Source organism: Citrobacter sp. RHBSTW-01013 (genome assembly GCF_013781985.1).
Classification (GTDB): domain Bacteria; phylum Pseudomonadota; class Gammaproteobacteria; order Enterobacterales; family Enterobacteriaceae; genus Citrobacter; species Citrobacter braakii.
In genome coordinates, this window is sequence record NZ_CP056185.1 from 1,424,277 (window position 1) to 1,439,888 (window position 15,612).

General features: G+C 53.9%; 17 protein-coding genes. 13 read left to right on the forward strand and 4 right to left on the reverse strand.

The annotated features are described in order from the left end of the window. Position 1: 1 nt before the first annotated feature. The 3 genes from HV350_RS06845 to HV350_RS06855 all read right to left on the reverse strand — a co-directional run bounded on the left by HV350_RS06845 (position 2) and on the right by HV350_RS06855 (position 3,579). Positions 2–991, reverse strand: coding sequence for an ABC transporter permease (locus tag HV350_RS06845; protein ID WP_008785467.1), 990 nt, complete (start codon positions 989–991; stop codon positions 2–4). Continuing rightward, positions 984–2,492 (reverse strand): sugar ABC transporter ATP-binding protein, encoded by a 1,509-nt coding sequence (locus HV350_RS06850; protein WP_016154014.1) that lies wholly within the window; start codon positions 2,490–2,492, stop codon positions 984–986. The genes HV350_RS06845 and HV350_RS06850 overlap by 8 nt, the downstream gene beginning before the upstream one ends. Positions 2,493–2,595: 103 nt before the next feature. Then, entirely contained in the window at positions 2,596–3,579 is a 984-nt protein-coding gene (locus tag HV350_RS06855) for an autoinducer 2 ABC transporter substrate-binding protein (RefSeq protein ID WP_003037665.1), read from the reverse strand. Positions 3,580–3,999: 420 nt separating this feature from the next. Between HV350_RS06855 and HV350_RS06860 the strand changes: the two genes are divergently transcribed. Both HV350_RS06860 and HV350_RS06865 read left to right on the forward strand, forming a co-directional pair. Further along, positions 4,000–4,638, forward strand: a complete 639-nt coding sequence (locus HV350_RS06860; RefSeq protein ID WP_181630085.1) for a DUF1007 family protein — start codon at positions 4,000–4,002, stop codon at positions 4,636–4,638. Further along, complete coding sequence (locus HV350_RS06865) at positions 4,629–5,609, forward strand: nickel/cobalt transporter (protein WP_016157141.1); 981 nt, start codon at positions 4,629–4,631, stop codon at positions 5,607–5,609. The genes HV350_RS06860 and HV350_RS06865 overlap by 10 nt, the downstream gene beginning before the upstream one ends. An 83-nt stretch (positions 5,610–5,692) precedes the next feature. On the opposite strand, the gene suhB is transcribed toward HV350_RS06865, so the two are convergent. After that, positions 5,693–6,496: an inositol-1-monophosphatase gene (suhB, locus tag HV350_RS06870; RefSeq protein WP_016157140.1), complete on the reverse strand. Its 804-nt coding sequence runs from the start codon at positions 6,494–6,496 to the stop codon at positions 5,693–5,695. A 118-nt stretch (positions 6,497–6,614) separates the two neighbouring features. On the opposite strand from suhB, the gene trmJ reads away from it, so the two are divergent. From trmJ to sseB, 11 genes are all read left to right on the forward strand, one after another. After that, a complete protein-coding gene (trmJ, locus tag HV350_RS06875; RefSeq protein WP_016157139.1) occupies positions 6,615–7,346 on the forward strand; it encodes a tRNA (cytosine(32)/uridine(32)-2'-O)-methyltransferase TrmJ in 732 nt (243 codons plus the stop codon). Between the two features lie 217 nt (positions 7,347–7,563). Further along, positions 7,564–8,055, forward strand: coding sequence for a Fe-S cluster assembly transcriptional regulator IscR (gene iscR, locus HV350_RS06880; RefSeq protein WP_005120405.1), 492 nt, complete (start codon positions 7,564–7,566; stop codon positions 8,053–8,055). Positions 8,056–8,222: 167 nt separating this feature from the next. Continuing rightward, on the forward strand, positions 8,223–9,437 hold the full coding sequence (gene iscS, locus HV350_RS06885; protein WP_016154009.1) for a cysteine desulfurase: 1,215 nt from the start codon (positions 8,223–8,225) through the stop codon (positions 9,435–9,437). Between the two features lie 25 nt (positions 9,438–9,462). Further along, positions 9,463–9,849: a Fe-S cluster assembly scaffold IscU gene (gene iscU / locus HV350_RS06890; RefSeq protein WP_002913991.1), complete on the forward strand. Its 387-nt coding sequence runs from the start codon at positions 9,463–9,465 to the stop codon at positions 9,847–9,849. 20 nt (positions 9,850–9,869) lie between these two features. Beyond that, positions 9,870–10,193, forward strand: coding sequence for an iron-sulfur cluster assembly protein IscA (iscA, locus tag HV350_RS06895; protein ID WP_003835203.1), 324 nt, complete (start codon positions 9,870–9,872; stop codon positions 10,191–10,193). A gap of 108 nt (positions 10,194–10,301) precedes the next feature. After that, complete coding sequence (gene hscB / locus HV350_RS06900; protein WP_016154008.1) at positions 10,302–10,817, forward strand: co-chaperone HscB; 516 nt, start codon at positions 10,302–10,304, stop codon at positions 10,815–10,817. A 15-nt stretch (positions 10,818–10,832) separates the two neighbouring features. After that, complete coding sequence (hscA, locus tag HV350_RS06905) at positions 10,833–12,683, forward strand: Fe-S protein assembly chaperone HscA (protein WP_016157138.1); 1,851 nt, start codon at positions 10,833–10,835, stop codon at positions 12,681–12,683. A 1-nt stretch (position 12,684) separates the two neighbouring features. After that, a complete protein-coding gene (fdx, locus tag HV350_RS06910; RefSeq protein ID WP_003037690.1) occupies positions 12,685–13,020 on the forward strand; it encodes an ISC system 2Fe-2S type ferredoxin in 336 nt (111 codons plus the stop codon). An 11-nt stretch (positions 13,021–13,031) separates the two neighbouring features. Next, complete coding sequence (gene iscX / locus HV350_RS06915) at positions 13,032–13,232, forward strand: Fe-S cluster assembly protein IscX (RefSeq protein WP_003037694.1); 201 nt, start codon at positions 13,032–13,034, stop codon at positions 13,230–13,232. Between the two features lie 60 nt (positions 13,233–13,292). After that, positions 13,293–14,576, forward strand: a complete 1,284-nt coding sequence (gene pepB / locus HV350_RS06920; RefSeq protein WP_016157137.1) for an aminopeptidase PepB — start codon at positions 13,293–13,295, stop codon at positions 14,574–14,576. Positions 14,577–14,646: 70 nt separating this feature from the next. Then, positions 14,647–15,423, forward strand: a complete 777-nt coding sequence (sseB, locus tag HV350_RS06925; RefSeq protein WP_049270026.1) for an enhanced serine sensitivity protein SseB — start codon at positions 14,647–14,649, stop codon at positions 15,421–15,423. Positions 15,424–15,612 lie beyond the last annotated feature (189 nt).

Genomic DNA, 15,612 nt, shown 5'->3' on the forward strand with positions numbered 1-15,612 from the left:
CTCAAAGCTCCCTTGCCAGTTTGCGTTTTTCGTTCCAGGCCGTGGCGCTAATGCTGACCAGGATAATGGCGCCGCTGAACACGGTGTGCCAGTAAGAGGAGACGCTGAGCAGCGTCAGGCCATTTTGTAAGAAGGCCAGCAGGACCACGCCGAGCAGGGTTCCGGTTAATGTGCCGCGTCCGCCGCTCATGCTGGTTCCGCCGAGCACGACCGCCGCCAGCACCGTCAACTCAAAGCCGAGCAGCGAATTGGGCGCAACTGACTGGGTGATTTGCGCCTGAACCACTGCGGCAACGCCTGCCAGAATGCCCATGTAGCCATACACGTAGAAATGCAGCTTCAGCAGATTCAGTCCCAGACGCGAGGCCGCATCACGATTACCGCCCATGGCGTAAACCTGACGGCCAAGACGGGTATAGTTCATCAGCACGGCGGTAAAGATGATCACAGCCGCAAGGCACAGCAGGGGCAGTGTCAAGCCGTAGTCGTAGCCATCCGCCGCGGTGAACGAGAACCAATTGATGCCGTTCATAAACCAGTCCGGAAAGCCGTACAGCCAGGTGCCTTTGGTGGCGTACACCAGCAGACCGTAGTAAACGTTCAACGTGGCGATGGTAATGATGATGGCCGGAACGCGCAGCCAGTAGACCAGGAAGCCATTAATAAGTCCAAGCAACAGGCCCACCGCAATCGCGATGATTAACGCCAGCGCGAAGTTGCCGCCGTGGCCGATAACCCAACTGGCCATCGCATACTGGGCTATCGCGGTCATCGCCGGAAATGAGATGTCGATCCCGCCGGAAATCAGTACCACAAACAGCCCGCAGGCAAGGATGCCGAGAATCGCATAGCTGGTAGCCACATCCGTCAGGTTCCCCAAAGACAAGAACTCATCGGTGCTGATGCTCAGCCCAACGGCAAGGGCCACAACCAGCAGGCCCAGCCAAAATTCATGTTGCCCGATTAAACGGGAGAGATGCATCTTATTCATTGATTACCTCGACCACTTCAGCAATCTCCTCTTCACGGCACTGATGAGGATTAAATTCCGCGACCAGCCTGCCGCGACGCATCACCAGCACGCGGTGGCTGTTGTAATACGCTTCCGGGATTTCATCGCAAATCATCAGCACCGCCATACCCTGTTCCGCCAAATCGCGGGCTATCTGGTAAATACCCTCTTTGTTGGCGATATCTACGCCTACGGTAGGGGAGTCGAGGATCAGGATGCGGGGATTAGTCGCCACCCATTTGGCAATGGCGATACGCTGGGCATTACCGCCGGAAAGGGTTTTAACCGGCAGGTGTGGATCTGACACTTTGATATTCAGCTCGCGGATCAAGTCGGCGACCAGCTTTTGCGCTTTACGGTGATCGAGCAGGCCGCTGCCGGTATGCAGTTGATCAAACACCGTGACGATGGTGTTGTCGTAGATCGACTGCTCCATGATCAGCCCTTGCGTCAGGCGATCTTCTGAGACGTAGCCGATCCCATGTTTGATGGCATCATGGTTATTGCGAAGAGTGACCGGCTGGCCGTTAATGCGAATCTCACCGCTTTCTGGGTGCGTCATGCCAAACAGACTCAGACAAAGTTCGGTGCGTCCGGCCCCCAGCAGGCCCACAATGGAGACAATCTCGCCGCCGTGCAGCGACAGATTAATGTTTTGGTATTTGCCTCTGCGGCTGAGGTTGCGCAGCTCCAGCAGGGGCTCTTGCTCAATAGCGGGTCTTTCCGGCAGCGGGCTATAGTGGAAGCGTTGTCCGGTCATCAGGAAAGCCAGCTCGTGGCTGTCGAGTTCGCTGGCAGGATAAGTGCCCACCAGTTTGCCGTCGCGCATCACGCTGATGCGGTCAGCCACTTCCATCACTTCATCCAGACGGTGGCTGACAAACACTACACAAATTCCGGCAGCTTTTAGTTCGTTAACGACCCGTAGCAGGCCATTAACCTCCTGACGGGTTAGTGAGGCGGTGGGCTCGTCCATAATCACCAGACGCGCATCGGCGGCAATCGCCCGGCAAATGGCGACCAGTTGTCGGTCGGCAATCGAGAGTTTTTCAACCTTTTTATCGGGATCGATGTTCACACCGATGCGCTTCATGGCTGCCAGCGCCTGCTGCTTCATGGCGCCACGACGTACCCAGATATCGCCACCGGGCAGATAGCGGTTGACCGCGATATTCTCCGCGACGCTAAAGTTAGGGAACAACGACAGGTCCTGATAAATAACCTGAATGCCATAATGGGAAGAGAGCTGCGGCGTCAGGTGATGGAACAATTTGCCATCGAGTAAAATCTGCGCGCCTTTTTCCGGATGATAAACTCCGGAGATCACTTTAATAATGGTACTTTTACCACAGCCGTTTTGACCCGCCAGACAGTGAACTTCGCCTTTTCTCAGCGTCAGATTCACGTTATCCAGCGCCAGCACGCCCGGGAATTGTTTGCTGATATTCTCAAGAGTGATAAATGCGGTGGTGTCTGCCATGGACAATACCCCTGCGAGCGCCCGGATGGACGCTGAGTGTTAGTTTGGTTGATAGCGCCGGCCAGACGGCCGGCGTTAAGGTTCCCTGGTGTTGGCTAAAGCCTTAGAAACCAAGTGATTGTGCGTTGTCTTTGGTGACTTCGAGGATCTTGTTAAAGCGGATCACTTTCTTCTCCGTGTCGATATCGGCTTTCCCTAAACCATCGATACTCAGGTCGGCGTTAACTTCTTTGCCCTGCAACAGCTGATCGGCAACCGTTACCAGCGCGTAGCCCGCGTCTTTTGGATCCCACAGCAGCGCTTTTTTGATATCACCGCGCATCAGGTAAGGTGCAGCCTGTGCTGGCATTGCAATCCCGACAACGGCGATTTTATCTTTGGCGCGTTTTTTCTGCACAGCCTGACCCGCCCCGATTGGACCCAGCGAGCCGAAACCGATAATGCCTTTCATCTGCGGATAGGTTTTCATCAGGTCCAGCGTCGTGGCGTAGGATTTATCGATGCTTTCCGCAACCGGCAGACGTGAAGTGACCTCAAACATTTCCGGATATTTTTCTTTCTGGTACTTAATTGCATAATCCGCCCACGCGTTATGCAGCGGCACCGTCAGTGAACCGACATAGATGGCGTAACCCCCTTTGCCGCCCATATTTTTTGCTAACTCATCGACGTTGGCCTGCGCGTATTTTTCACTATCGATGGTTTCGATATCCCATTGGCCAATTTGCTCATCCGGGGATTCGTGCGTCAGAACGACAATGCCTTTATCGCGCGCTTTTTTCAGTACTGGCTCAAGGACCTTGGCATCGTTCGGTACCACGATGATGGCGTTGACGTTTTTGGCGATCAGATCCTCAATCACTTTGACCTGCTGTGCCGGATCCGGCGTGGAAGGCCCGGTCTGGTAAGCATTCACATCCAGTTTTTTTGCTGCTTCATTAACACCGGTTTCCATCCGGTTAAACCACGGAATCCCGGTGACTTTGGCAACCACAGCAATTTCATATTTTTCCGCCGCAAAGGACGTGCCGGACAACATGCATGCAGAAACCAGGGTTGCACTGAGTAATGCGAGTTTGAATTTCATAGTTGTACCTTTCGTAGGGGGCAGGACATGTCACGGCGTGAAGTTAACAACGAATGGAAGAGGGAATGAATCAGAAGTTTGGTGAATGTGATCTATGCCCATTATTGTAATTTTATGGGAAATAAACGGTTAAATATTGGTTAAATTTGCACGGAAATACACTCAGGGATTTAAATTCAGTGTTAATAAAACATTAAAATGAAACCATAAGTTAACAAATTGTTATCATTTTACTTAAGTTGTGGCGACGAAAAGGTATTTGGGAGGATGTTGCTGAAGAAGAAATTGTTGAAATTGAGAACTGAATCGATACCGGAAAAGGAGGCTCAACATTTTTTCGTTCAATGGTATCCTCAGCACACTTTCGCCAAACACGGCATCATTATTTGTGGCGGTGTAGATTTTTCTCGTGGAGAACTCATGCAAGGCGTTAAACGTATCATTATGACGTTGTTTCTCGCGATCCTGTCCTTTGGCGCAGGTGCGCATCCCCACAGCTTTATCCATTTGAAAACCGAGGTAGTGAGCGAGAATGACCAGTTCGTCGCGCTAAAAATGCGCTGGACGATGGATGAAATCACCTCGGCAGATCTGCTTTACGATGCGGGAAGTGCCAAACCTGGTGATGAGATCTGGAAAAAACTGGCGGCAGAAGTGATGGCCAACGTCCTCGGGCAGCACTATTTCACCGAAGTGTGGCACGACGGGAAAAAGGTAAAGTTTAAAAACAGGCCGACGGAATATGGCATGGAGCGTGAAGAACATCAGGCAGTGCTGACGTTCGTGTTGCCGCTGGCGGAAGCTCAGCCGCTAAGCGGTCAAAAATATACCATTTCAACCTTCGACCCCACCTACTACGTTGATATGAGCTATGACAAAGACAGCGATGCCAGGCTGGCGCAGGCCATAAGTCAGCAATGCCGTATTTCAGTACATACGCCGACGCCGAATGAACAAATGCTGAGCTTTGCGCAGTCGCTGGATAAAGAAGACGCACCGCCGGAGGATATGGAATTGGGTAAACAGTTTGCACAGACGGTGACGCTGCAATGTCCGTAGTTTATCAACAACGCGCCGCCAGACGCCGCTGGCTCACGCTATGGCCGCTGGCGGTGTTTTTACTGCTGGCTGCAGTCGGCATACTGTGGCTATGGCAGGCCTGGCCGCAGGTGATGATGAAAAGTGTCGTCTGGCAGCGCGACGTTAACCAGCAGATGAGCGGTTTGCTGAAAGCCGTTGCCGCCAATCCGGCCCAGGCCGGGGGATCGCTGCTGCTGTTTAGTTTTCTTTATGGTGTGCTGCATGCGTTGGGACCAGGACATGGAAAAGTCGTCATTACCACCTGGCTGGCAACGCATCCCTCGAAGCTGAGGTCGAGTATTGGCTTGACGCTGGCCTCATCTTTATTACAGGGACTGGTCGCCATCGGGCTGGTGGTTGTGGTGCTCACCATTTTGCAGTTGCCTGCGCGACAGCTACATATGAGTAGTTTCTGGCTGGAGAAAGGGAGTTATGCGCTGGTTGGCGTGTTGGGCGTTTTATTGTGCGTCCGTGCGCTGAAGAAATTGCGCCAGCTGCTGCGTCGCCCGAAATTTACCGCCTTCACGCCGCACCATGTGCATCACGAGGGCTGTGGCTGTGGGCATCAGCATTTGCCTGATCCTGAACAGCTGCAAAGCGGTGATGACTGGCGCGCCCGGCTGATGATCGTTTTGTCTATGGGAATGCGGCCATGCTCCGGGGCAATTATGGTTTTACTGTTTAGCAAAGTGGTTGGCGTTTTTAGCTGGGGCATGGCGTCGGCGCTGGCGATGGCGGCAGGAACCTCTTTGACGATTACGTCACTGGCTTTGCTGGTACACAGTTTCCGCTCGCTGGCGGTGAGACTTAGCGGACATAAAGCGCCGGTGCTGTGGCGACAGATTGGCTGGACGACGCTGGCATTAGCCGGTGGTGCGGTGCTGATTGCTGCTGCGGTAGTGATGTGGGTGAGCGCGGTGCCGGTGGGGCGAGGGATTAGACCGTTTTAATCAAAGCCGGATGGCGGCTTCGCCTTATCCGGCCTGTATCAACACGTAAGCCCGGTAGCATGACACCACCGGGCTGTACTGAATTAACGCTTCAGCGCGTCGCTCAGTTCGTCACGCATGTTAGCCAGCATGGCTTTCACTACGCGCGGATTACCTGCAACGATGTTGCCAGTCGCCATGTAGTTATGACCGCCGGTGAAGTCGCAAACCAGTGCGCCTGCTTCACGAGCAATCAGCTCACCTGCGGCGAAATCCCATGGTTTCAGACCGATTTCGAAGTAACCGTCAACGCGTGCAGCGGCAACGTAAGCCAGATCCAGCGCAGCAGAACCTGTGCGGCGGAAGTCAGCGCACTCGGTAAACATCTTGCCAAGAATTTTCATGTAAGACGTGGCGTGCTGTTTCGCTTTGAACGGGAAACCGGTGGCGATGATGGTGCCGTCCAGATCGCGTGCGGTGCTGCCACGCAGACGGTAGCCGTTCAGCTGTGCGCCCTGGCCGCGGGTTGCGGTGAACAGTTCGTTACGCATTGGATCGTAAACAACGGCGACTTCAGTACGGCCTTTAATGCGTACTGCGATGGAAACCGCGAAGTGCGGCAGACGTTTTACGAAGTTGGTGGTGCCATCCAGTGGATCGATAACCCATTGAACATCCTGATCTTCACCAACATGCTCACCGCTTTCTTCGGTGATGATGGTGTGCTGTGGGTAAGATTTGCGAATTGTTTCGATAATAATCGCTTCGGCGGCTTTATCGACGTTAGTCACGAAATCATTGCTGCCTTTCTGGCTGGTTTCTACAGAGTCTGGCGTTTCGTAGTGTTTGGCAATTACATTACCCGCCTTGCGCGCTGCGCGCACGGCGATGGTCAGCATCGGATGCATCGGTCTCTCTCACTGGATGTTAAAGAACGGGAAAACGGCGCAGAGTATAGCAGCGAGTTCGGAATATGTCTTCGTTTTATGATAATATGCCCGAATAATCTTTAGCCGAAGAAATACAATGCTGCAAAATATTCGAATCGTGCTGGTGGAAACCTCTCACACTGGCAACATGGGCTCTGTGGCCCGCGCAATGAAAACCATGGGTTTAACTAATCTGTGGCTGGTAAATCCACTGGTTAAACCGGACTCCCAGGCCATCGCCCTGGCGGCAGGTGCCAGCGATGTGATCGGCAGCGCGCAGATCGTCGATACTCTCGATGAAGCGCTGGCGGGTTGCAGCCTGGTGGTGGGTACCAGCGCGCGCTCCCGTACGCTGCCGTGGCCGATGCTGGATCCGCGTGAATGCGGTTTAAAAAGCGTCTCTGAAGCAACGAACTCGCCGGTGGCGCTGGTGTTTGGACGTGAACGCGTTGGCCTGACCAACGAAGAGCTGCAGAAGTGCCATTATCACGTCGCCATTGCCGCGAACCCGGAATACAGCTCGCTCAACCTGGCGATGGCGGTGCAGGTCATCTCTTATGAAGTTCGCATGGCCTGGCTGGCAACGCAGGAAAGCGACAAGACCGCAGAATACGAAGAAGCTGAGTATCCGCTGGTCGATGATTTAGAGCGTTTTTACGGTCATCTGGAACAAACGCTGCTGTCGACCGGGTTTATCCGCGAAGGACATCCGGGGCAGGTAATGAACAAGCTGCGCCGTCTGTTCACTCGTGCGCGTCCTGAGAGCCAGGAGCTGAACATTTTGCGCGGAATTTTAGCTTCTATAGAGCAGCAGAATAAAGGCAAGTAAGCGTCTTGATGCCGGATGGCTGCACGATTTCCAGGCCGGATTAGCGAAGCGCCATCCGGTAAATGAAAATGGCACTGAAGGTTAAATACCTGACTAAATTAGTCAAGTAAATAGTTGACTGATTTAGTCGGGAATGTCAGACTTGCCCCTGCTATGCAATACCCCCATTTTACAATAAAAAACCCCGGGCAGGGGCGAGTTTGAGGCTAAGTAAGACATGAGACTGACATCAAAAGGGCGTTATGCCGTGACCGCAATGTTGGACGTTGCGCTCAACTCCGAAACGGGCCCGGTACCGTTGGCTGATATTTCTGAACGTCAGGGAATTTCCCTGTCATATCTGGAGCAGCTGTTTTCCCGTTTGCGTAAAAACGGTCTGGTTTCCAGCGTACGTGGACCAGGCGGCGGGTATCTGCTGGGTAAAGATGCCGGCAGCATCGCAGTAGGTGAAGTGATTAGCGCTGTTGACGAGTCTGTAGACGCGACCCGTTGCCAGGGCAAAGGCGGTTGTCAGGGCGGCGATAAATGCCTGACCCACGCGCTGTGGCGCGATCTGAGCGATCGTCTGACCGGTTTCCTCAACAACATTACGTTGGGCGAACTGGTGAATAATCAGGAAGTCCTGGATGTGTCTGGTCGCCAGCACACACATGACGCTCCACGCAGCACTCGCACGCAAGACGCTATCGACGTCAAACTGCGTGCCTAATAAAAATTACGCAATATCTTCTGGTTGCATCAAGGCAGCCAGAAAGATGAAGCGTAAAAAGTATTTCAGAATCAGGCCGGGGTGCCAGACGCCCCGTTAACTCGGTCGTACATCCAGCCGGTTGCCTGGTTCCTTGCATTGAAGCGATGTACGGAGTTTATAGAGCAATGAAATTACCGATCTATCTCGACTACTCCGCAACCACGCCGGTGGACCCGCGTGTTGCCGAGAAAATGATGCAGTGTCTGACCCTGGACGGAAACTTTGGTAACCCAGCTTCCCGTTCACACCGTTTCGGCTGGCAAGCTGAAGAGGCGGTAGATATCGCCCGCAATCAGATCGCTGATCTGGTCGGTGCCGATCCGCGTGAAATCGTCTTTACTTCCGGTGCGACGGAATCCGATAACCTGGCGATTAAAGGTGCAGCCAACTTTTACCAGAAAAAAGGCAAGCACATCATCACCAGCAAAACCGAACACAAAGCCGTGCTGGACACCTGCCGTCAGCTGGAGCGCGAAGGGTTTGAAGTGACCTACCTCGCCCCGCAGCGTAATGGCATTATCGACCTGAAAGAACTTGAAGCGGCAATGCGTGACGACACCATTCTGGTCTCCATCATGCACGTTAACAACGAAATCGGCGTGGTACAGGATATCGCAACCATCGGCGAAATGTGCCGTGCCCGTGGCATCATCTATCACGTTGATGCGACCCAGAGCGTGGGCAAACTGCCTATCGATCTGAGCCAACTGAAAGTTGACCTGATGTCCTTCTCCGGCCACAAAATCTATGGTCCGAAAGGTATCGGCGCGCTGTACGTTCGTCGTAAACCGCGTATTCGTATTGAAGCGCAGATGCACGGCGGCGGTCACGAGCGCGGTATGCGTTCCGGTACGCTGCCTGTGCACCAAATCGTTGGGATGGGTGAAGCTTACCGTATCGCCAAAGAAGAGATGGAAACCGAGATGGCGCGCCTGCGCACTCTGCGTAACCGTCTGTGGAACGGCGTGAAAGATATGGAAGAGGTGTACCTCAATGGTGACCTCGAGCAGGGCGCACCGAACATTCTCAACGTTAGCTTCAACTTTGTTGAAGGCGAGTCGCTGATTATGGCGCTGAAAGACCTGGCTGTGTCCTCCGGTTCTGCATGTACCTCTGCAAGCCTGGAGCCATCCTACGTGCTGCGCGCGCTGGGGATGACCGACGAGCTGGCACATAGCTCAATTCGTTTCTCTTTAGGTCGTTTTACTACCGAAGAAGAGATTGACTACGCCATCAATCTGGTTCGCAACTCCATCGGCCGTCTGCGCGACCTTTCTCCGCTGTGGGAAATGTTCAAACAGGGCGTGGATTTGAACAGTATTGAATGGTCACATCACTAATCGGTACCGATAAGGAGAATTCATCATGGCTTATAGCGAAAAAGTAATCGATCATTACGAGAATCCACGTAACGTGGGCTCTTTTGACAACAGCGACGAGAACGTGGGCAGCGGCATGGTGGGTGCACCGGCCTGTGGCGACGTGATGAAGTTGCAGATCAAAGTCAACAATGAGGGTATCATTGAAGACGCGCGTTTCAAGACTTACGGCTGCGGTTCCGCTATTGCTTCCAGCTCTCTGGTTACCGAATGGGTAAAAGGGAAATCTCTGGACGAAGCACAGGCGATCAAAAATACCGATATCGCCGACGAGCTTGAACTGCCACCAGTGAAAATTCACTGCTCTATTCTGGCTGAAGACGCGATTAAAGCCGCGATTGCGGATTACAAAAGCAAACGTGAAGCAAAATAATTAAGAGTTGAGGTTTTATTATGTCGATTACCTTAAGCGACAGTGCAGCAGCGCGTGTAAATACCTTCCTGGCAAACCGCGGTAAAGGGTTTGGTCTGCGTCTGGGCGTGAGAACCTCCGGCTGCTCAGGTATGGCTTATGTACTGGAATTTGTTGACGAGCCGGCGGCTGAAGATACCGTGTTTGAAGACAAAGGCGTAAAAGTCGTGATCGACGGTAAGAGCCTGCAATTCCTCGACGGTACGCAGTTAGACTTCGTCAAAGAAGGTCTGAACGAAGGGTTTAAGTTCACTAACCCGAACGTGAAAGACGAATGTGGATGCGGCGAAAGCTTCCACGTGTAACGCGCTTACTGATAACCCCACCGTGGTCGCCTGCGCGTGGGGTTTGTTTTACCTGACTCTCTGGTTTTGCCTCATCGAACAACAGAGAATCGATGCCCTGAGAATGTTATGGACTACTTCACCCTCTTTGGCTTACCGGCCCGTTATCAGCTCGATACTCAGGCGCTGAGCCTACGTTTTCAGGATCTGCAACGTCAGTATCATCCTGATAAATTCGCCAGCGGTTCTCAGGCGGAACAACTTGCTGCGGTTTCGCAGTCCGCCACTATCAACCAGGCCTGGCAAACGCTGCGTCATCCTTTGATGCGCGCCGAATACTTGTTGTCTTTACACGGCTTTGATATCCGCAGCGAGCAGCACACGGTGCGCGATACCGCGTTTCTGATGGAACAGCTGGAGCTGCGCGAAGAGCTGGACGAGATTGAACAGGCAAAAGACAATCAACGGCTGGATGCGTTTATGCAACGCGTCAGCGAAATGTACAACGTTCGCCATCAACTGATGGTGGAACAGCTGGATAGCGAGACGTGGGACGCAGCGGCAGATACCGTGCGTAAGCTGCGTTTTCTCGATAAACTGCGAAGCAGTGCAGAACAACTCGAAGAAAAACTGCTCGATTTTTAATTTCCGGAAGCGAAAATGGCCTTATTACAAATTAGTGAGCCTGGTCTGAGCGCCGCGCCGCACCAGCGTCGTCTGGCGGTCGGTATCGATTTAGGCACCACCAACTCCCTGGTTGCGACCGTACGCAGCGGCCAGGCCGAAACGCTGGCAGATCATGAAGGTCGCCACCTGTTGCCGTCAGTGGTTCACTATCAGCAACAGGGCTACTCGGTCGGTTACGATGCCCGCGCCAATGCTGCGCTGGATACGGCAAACACCGTCAGCTCGGTAAAACGCATGATGGGCCGCTCTCTGGCGGATATCCAGGCGCGTTACCCACATCTGCCTTATTCATTCCAGGCGAGCGAAAACGGCCTGCCGATGATTGAAACCGCTGCCGGTTTGCTTAATCCGGTGCGCGTATCCGCTGACATTCTGAAAGCGCTGGCCGCGCGGGCAACCGAATCGTTGTCCGGCGAACTGGATGGCGTAGTGATCACCGTTCCGGCTTACTTTGACGATGCACAGCGTCAGGGGACGAAAGACGCCGCGCGTCTGGCGGGCCTGCACGTATTGCGTCTGCTGAACGAACCGACCGCTGCGGCGATCGCTTATGGCCTGGATTCCGGTCAGGAAGGCGTGATCGCGGTCTATGACCTTGGCGGCGGTACTTTTGATATTTCTATTCTGCGCCTGAGTCGCGGCGTGTTCGAAGTGTTGGCGACCGGTGGTGATTCCGCGCTGGGCGGCGACGATTTTGACCATCTGCTGGCCGACTATATTCGCGAGCAGGCGGGCGTTGCCGATCGCAGCGATAACCGCGTACAGCGCGAGCTGCTGGATGCCGCGATTGCAGCGAAAATCGCACTCAGCGACGCCGATTCTGTGACGGTTAACGTGGCGGGATGGCAGGGTGAAATCACCCGTGAAACCTTTAATGAACTCATTTCCGCACTGGTTAAACGTACGCTGCTGGCCTGCCGCCGTGCGCTGAAAGATGCGGGCGTTGAGCCGCAGGATGTGCTGGAAGTGGTAATGGTCGGTGGTTCAACGCGCGTGCCGCTGGTACGTGAACGCGTCGGTGAATTCTTTGGCCGTACGCCGCTGACCTCTATCGACCCGGACAAAGTGGTCGCTATCGGTGCGGCAATCCAGGCGGATATTCTGGTCGGGAATAAACCGGACAGCGAAATGCTGCTGCTGGACGTTATCCCGCTGTCTCTGGGACTGGAAACCATGGGCGGTCTGGTGGAGAAAGTGATCCCGCGTAACACCACTATCCCGGTGGCGCGTGCGCAGGACTTCACCACGTTTAAAGATGGCCAAACCGCGATGTCCATTCACGTGATGCAAGGCGAGCGTGAGTTGGTGCAGGACTGTCGTTCACTGGCGCGTTTTGCGCTGCGCGGTATCCCGGCGTTGCCGGCAGGCGGCGCGCATATCCGCGTGACCTTCCAGGTCGATGCTGATGGGCTGCTGAGCGTCACCGCTATGGAGAAATCCACCGGCGTTGAGTCCTCGATTCAGGTCAAACCGTCCTACGGTCTGACCGACAGTGAAATCGCCTCCATGATTCAGGATTCGATGAGTTTTGCCGAGCAGGACGTTAAAGCTCGTATGCTGGCAGAACAGAAAGTCGAAGCGGCACGCGTACTGGAGAGTTTATCCGGTGCGCTGAACGCTGATGCCGCGCTGTTAAGCGCCGCAGAACGTCAGGCTATCGACACCGCTGCTGCGCACTTGAGCGAGGTAGCACAGGGTGACGATGTTGACGCGATAGAACAAGCCATTAAAAACGTAGACAAACAAACCCAGGAATTCGCCGCTCGCCGTATGGACAAATCCGTCCGTAGCGCGCTGAAAGGCCATTCCGTGGACGAGGTTTAATATGCCAAAGATTGTTATTTTGCCTCATCAGGATCTCTGTCCCGATGGCGCAGTTCTGGAAGCTGAGACCGGCGAAACCATTCTCGACGTTGCCCTGCGTAACGGTATCGAGATTGAACACGCCTGTGAAAAATCCTGTGCCTGCACGACCTGCCACTGCATCGTACGTGAAGGTTTTGATTCTTTGCCGGAAAGCACAGAAGAAGAAGACGACATGCTGGATAAAGCCTGGGGACTGGAGCCGGAGAGCCGTTTAAGCTGTCAGGCACGGGTAACCGAGGACGATTTAGTGGTCGAAATCCCACGTTACACAATCAATCATGCACGTGAGCATTAACAGAGGGTAGTATGGGACTGAAGTGGACCGATAGCCGCGAAATCGGCGAGGCGCTGTACGACGCGTTCCCCGATCTCGATCCCAAGACCGTTCGTTTCACCGATCTGCACCAATGGATCTGTGACCTGGAAGAGTTCGATGATGATCCACAGGCATCGAACGAAAAAATCCTTGAGGCCATTTTACTGGTCTGGCTGGACGAAGCCGAATAAGTCAACGGGCTGCCCACGGGTGGCCCGTTTTCCTGTATGCGCGAAATAAGGATAAATAAAATGACAGAAGCCATGAAAATTACGCTTTCCACGCAACCCGCTGACGCTCGCTGGGGTGAAAAGGCGACATACAGCATTAATAATGACGGTATTACCCTGCACCTGAACGGAAAAGATGATCTCAGCCTTATCCAGCGCGCCGCGCGTAAAATTGACGGCCTGGGTATTAAACATGTCCAACTGGATGGTGAAGGCTGGGATACCGAACGTAGCTGGGCGTTCTGGCAGGGTTACAAAGGACCAAAAGGCACCCGCAAAGTTGAGTGGGCCGCTCTGGACGAGGCGCAGCGCAAAGAGCTGGATAACCGTCTGAAGATTATTGACTGGGTGCGCGATACCATTAACGCACCTGCAGAAGAGCTGGGCCCGGAACAGCTGGCGCAACGCGCGGTAGACCTGCTGTGTGGCGTGGCCTGCGACAACGTCTCGTACCGTATCACCAAAGGTGAAGATCTGCGCGAGCAGAACTACATGGGGCTGCATACCGTAGGTCGAGGCTCTGAACGTCCGCCGGTGCTGCTGGCGCTCGATTACAACCCGACTGGCGACAAAGAAGCTCCAGTTTATGCCTGCCTGGTTGGCAAGGGAATTACCTTTGACTCCGGCGGATACAGCATCAAGCAAAGCGCATTTATGGACTCAATGAAGTCCGATATGGGCGGTGCGGCAACGGTCACCGGCGCGCTGGCGTTTGCCATCACCCGTGGCCTGAACAAGCGTGTGAAGCTGTATTTGTGCTGCGCGGATAACCTGATCAGCGGCAACGCCTTTAAGCTTGGCGATATCATTCACTATCGCAACGGTAAAAAAGTTGAAGTGATGAATACCGATGCTGAAGGGCGTCTGGTACTGGCCGATGGCCTGATCGATGCCAGCGCGCAAAAACCTGAATTGATCATTGATGCTGCCACGCTGACCGGCGCGGCGAAAACCGCACTGGGCAACGATTACCACGCGCTGTTTAGCTTTGATGACCAACTGGCCGCGCGTTTGTTGGCAAGTGCGGCGCAAGAAAACGAGCCGTTCTGGCGTTTGCCGTTGGCAGAGTTCCACCGTAGCCAACTGCCGTCAAATTTTGCCGAGCTGAACAATACCGGCAGTGCGGCCTACCCAGCGGGTGCAAGCACCGCGGCGGGCTTCCTGTCTCATTTCGTGGAAAATTACCAGCAAGGCTGGCTGCACATCGATTGCTCTGCAACCTATCGCAAAGCGCCGGTTGAGCAGTGGTCTGCGGGCGCAACCGGTCTGGGTGTGCGCACCATCGCGAATCTGCTGACCGCATAATTCACGACTGTATTGCCGGATGGCGCTACGCTTATCCGGCTTACATGTATTCATCCAATTTGTGATACTTATGTCCGAAACAAAAAATGAATTAGAAACGTTGCTGGAGCAAGCAGCGACAGAGCCTGCGCATCGTCCGGCATTTTTCCGTACATTACTGGAATCCACCGTCTGGGTGCCGGGTACTGCCGCAGAAGGCGAGGCGGTGGTTGAAGACAGCGCCCTCGACCTTCAACACTGGGAAAAAGAAGACGGCACTACCGTGATCCCGTTCTTCACCTCCCTGGAAGCCCTGCAACAGGCGGTTGAAGATGAGCAGGCATTTGTCGTTATGCCGGTGCGTACGCTATTTGAAATGACGCTTGGCGAAACGCTCTTTCTCAACGCTAAACTGCCGACCGGCAAAGAGTTTATGCCGCGTGAAATCAGCCTGCTGATGGGGGAAGAGGGTAATCCGCTAAGCACCCAGGAAGTACTGGAAGGTGGTGAATCGCTGCTCCTTTCTGAAGTCGCCGAACCTCCGGCGCAGATGATTGACTCGCTGACCACGCTGTTTAAAACCATTAAGCCGGTAAAACGCGCATTTCTCTGCTCAATCAAAGAAAGTGCGGAAGCCCAGCCGAATCTGCTGATTGGTATTGAAGCTGAAGGAGATATTGAAGAGATCATCCATGCTGCGGGTAGCGTCGCGACCGATACGTTGCCGGGTGATGAACCCATTGATATCTGCCAGGTGAAGAAAGGTGAGAAGGGCGTGAGTCACTTTATCACTGAGCACATTGCACCGTTCTACGAACGCCGCTGGGGCGGTTTCCTGCGCGATTTCAAACAGAACCGGATTATCTGAGTGAAGGAAAGCCGCCACGAAGGATAATACCTCGCGCACTGAATAATTTTGCCGCTAACTCAGTTGGCTTTTTCTCCTCAAAAGGGAGTATTAGTTCGCTACGATGAGCCTGCGTTGCTAAAGCAGCACAGCCTGCTGGAAAGGCCGCGAACCGGACTGGCACAAAAAAACCGCTCATTGAGCGGTTTT

What these genes read in the sequence shown, in the direction of transcription:
- HV350_RS06865 (WP_016157141.1), top strand. Translation starts at nt 4,629, where the DNA reads ATGTCCGTAGTTTATCAACAACGCGCCGCCAGACGCCGCTGGCTCACG.
- hscA (WP_016157138.1), top strand. Translation starts at nt 10,833, where the DNA reads ATGGCCTTATTACAAATTAGTGAGCCTGGTCTGAGCGCCGCGCCGCAC.
- iscA (WP_003835203.1), top strand. Translation starts at nt 9,870, where the DNA reads ATGTCGATTACCTTAAGCGACAGTGCAGCAGCGCGTGTAAATACCTTC.
- fdx (WP_003037690.1), top strand. Translation starts at nt 12,685, where the DNA reads ATGCCAAAGATTGTTATTTTGCCTCATCAGGATCTCTGTCCCGATGGC.
- HV350_RS06855 (WP_003037665.1), bottom strand. Translation starts at nt 3,579, where the DNA reads ATGAAATTCAAACTCGCATTACTCAGTGCAACCCTGGTTTCTGCATGC.
- iscR (WP_005120405.1), top strand. Translation starts at nt 7,564, where the DNA reads ATGAGACTGACATCAAAAGGGCGTTATGCCGTGACCGCAATGTTGGAC.
- iscU (WP_002913991.1), top strand. Translation starts at nt 9,463, where the DNA reads ATGGCTTATAGCGAAAAAGTAATCGATCATTACGAGAATCCACGTAAC.
- sseB (WP_049270026.1), top strand. Translation starts at nt 14,647, where the DNA reads ATGTCCGAAACAAAAAATGAATTAGAAACGTTGCTGGAGCAAGCAGCG.
- trmJ (WP_016157139.1), top strand. Translation starts at nt 6,615, where the DNA reads ATGCTGCAAAATATTCGAATCGTGCTGGTGGAAACCTCTCACACTGGC.
- HV350_RS06860 (WP_181630085.1), top strand. Translation starts at nt 4,000, where the DNA reads ATGCAAGGCGTTAAACGTATCATTATGACGTTGTTTCTCGCGATCCTG.
- suhB (WP_016157140.1), bottom strand. Translation starts at nt 6,496, where the DNA reads ATGCATCCGATGCTGACCATCGCCGTGCGCGCAGCGCGCAAGGCGGGT.
- iscS (WP_016154009.1), top strand. Translation starts at nt 8,223, where the DNA reads ATGAAATTACCGATCTATCTCGACTACTCCGCAACCACGCCGGTGGAC.
- HV350_RS06850 (WP_016154014.1), bottom strand. Translation starts at nt 2,492, where the DNA reads ATGGCAGACACCACCGCATTTATCACTCTTGAGAATATCAGCAAACAA.
- HV350_RS06845 (WP_008785467.1), bottom strand. Translation starts at nt 991, where the DNA reads ATGAATAAGATGCATCTCTCCCGTTTAATCGGGCAACATGAATTTTGG.
- iscX (WP_003037694.1), top strand. Translation starts at nt 13,032, where the DNA reads ATGGGACTGAAGTGGACCGATAGCCGCGAAATCGGCGAGGCGCTGTAC.
- hscB (WP_016154008.1), top strand. Translation starts at nt 10,302, where the DNA reads ATGGACTACTTCACCCTCTTTGGCTTACCGGCCCGTTATCAGCTCGAT.
- pepB (WP_016157137.1), top strand. Translation starts at nt 13,293, where the DNA reads ATGACAGAAGCCATGAAAATTACGCTTTCCACGCAACCCGCTGACGCT.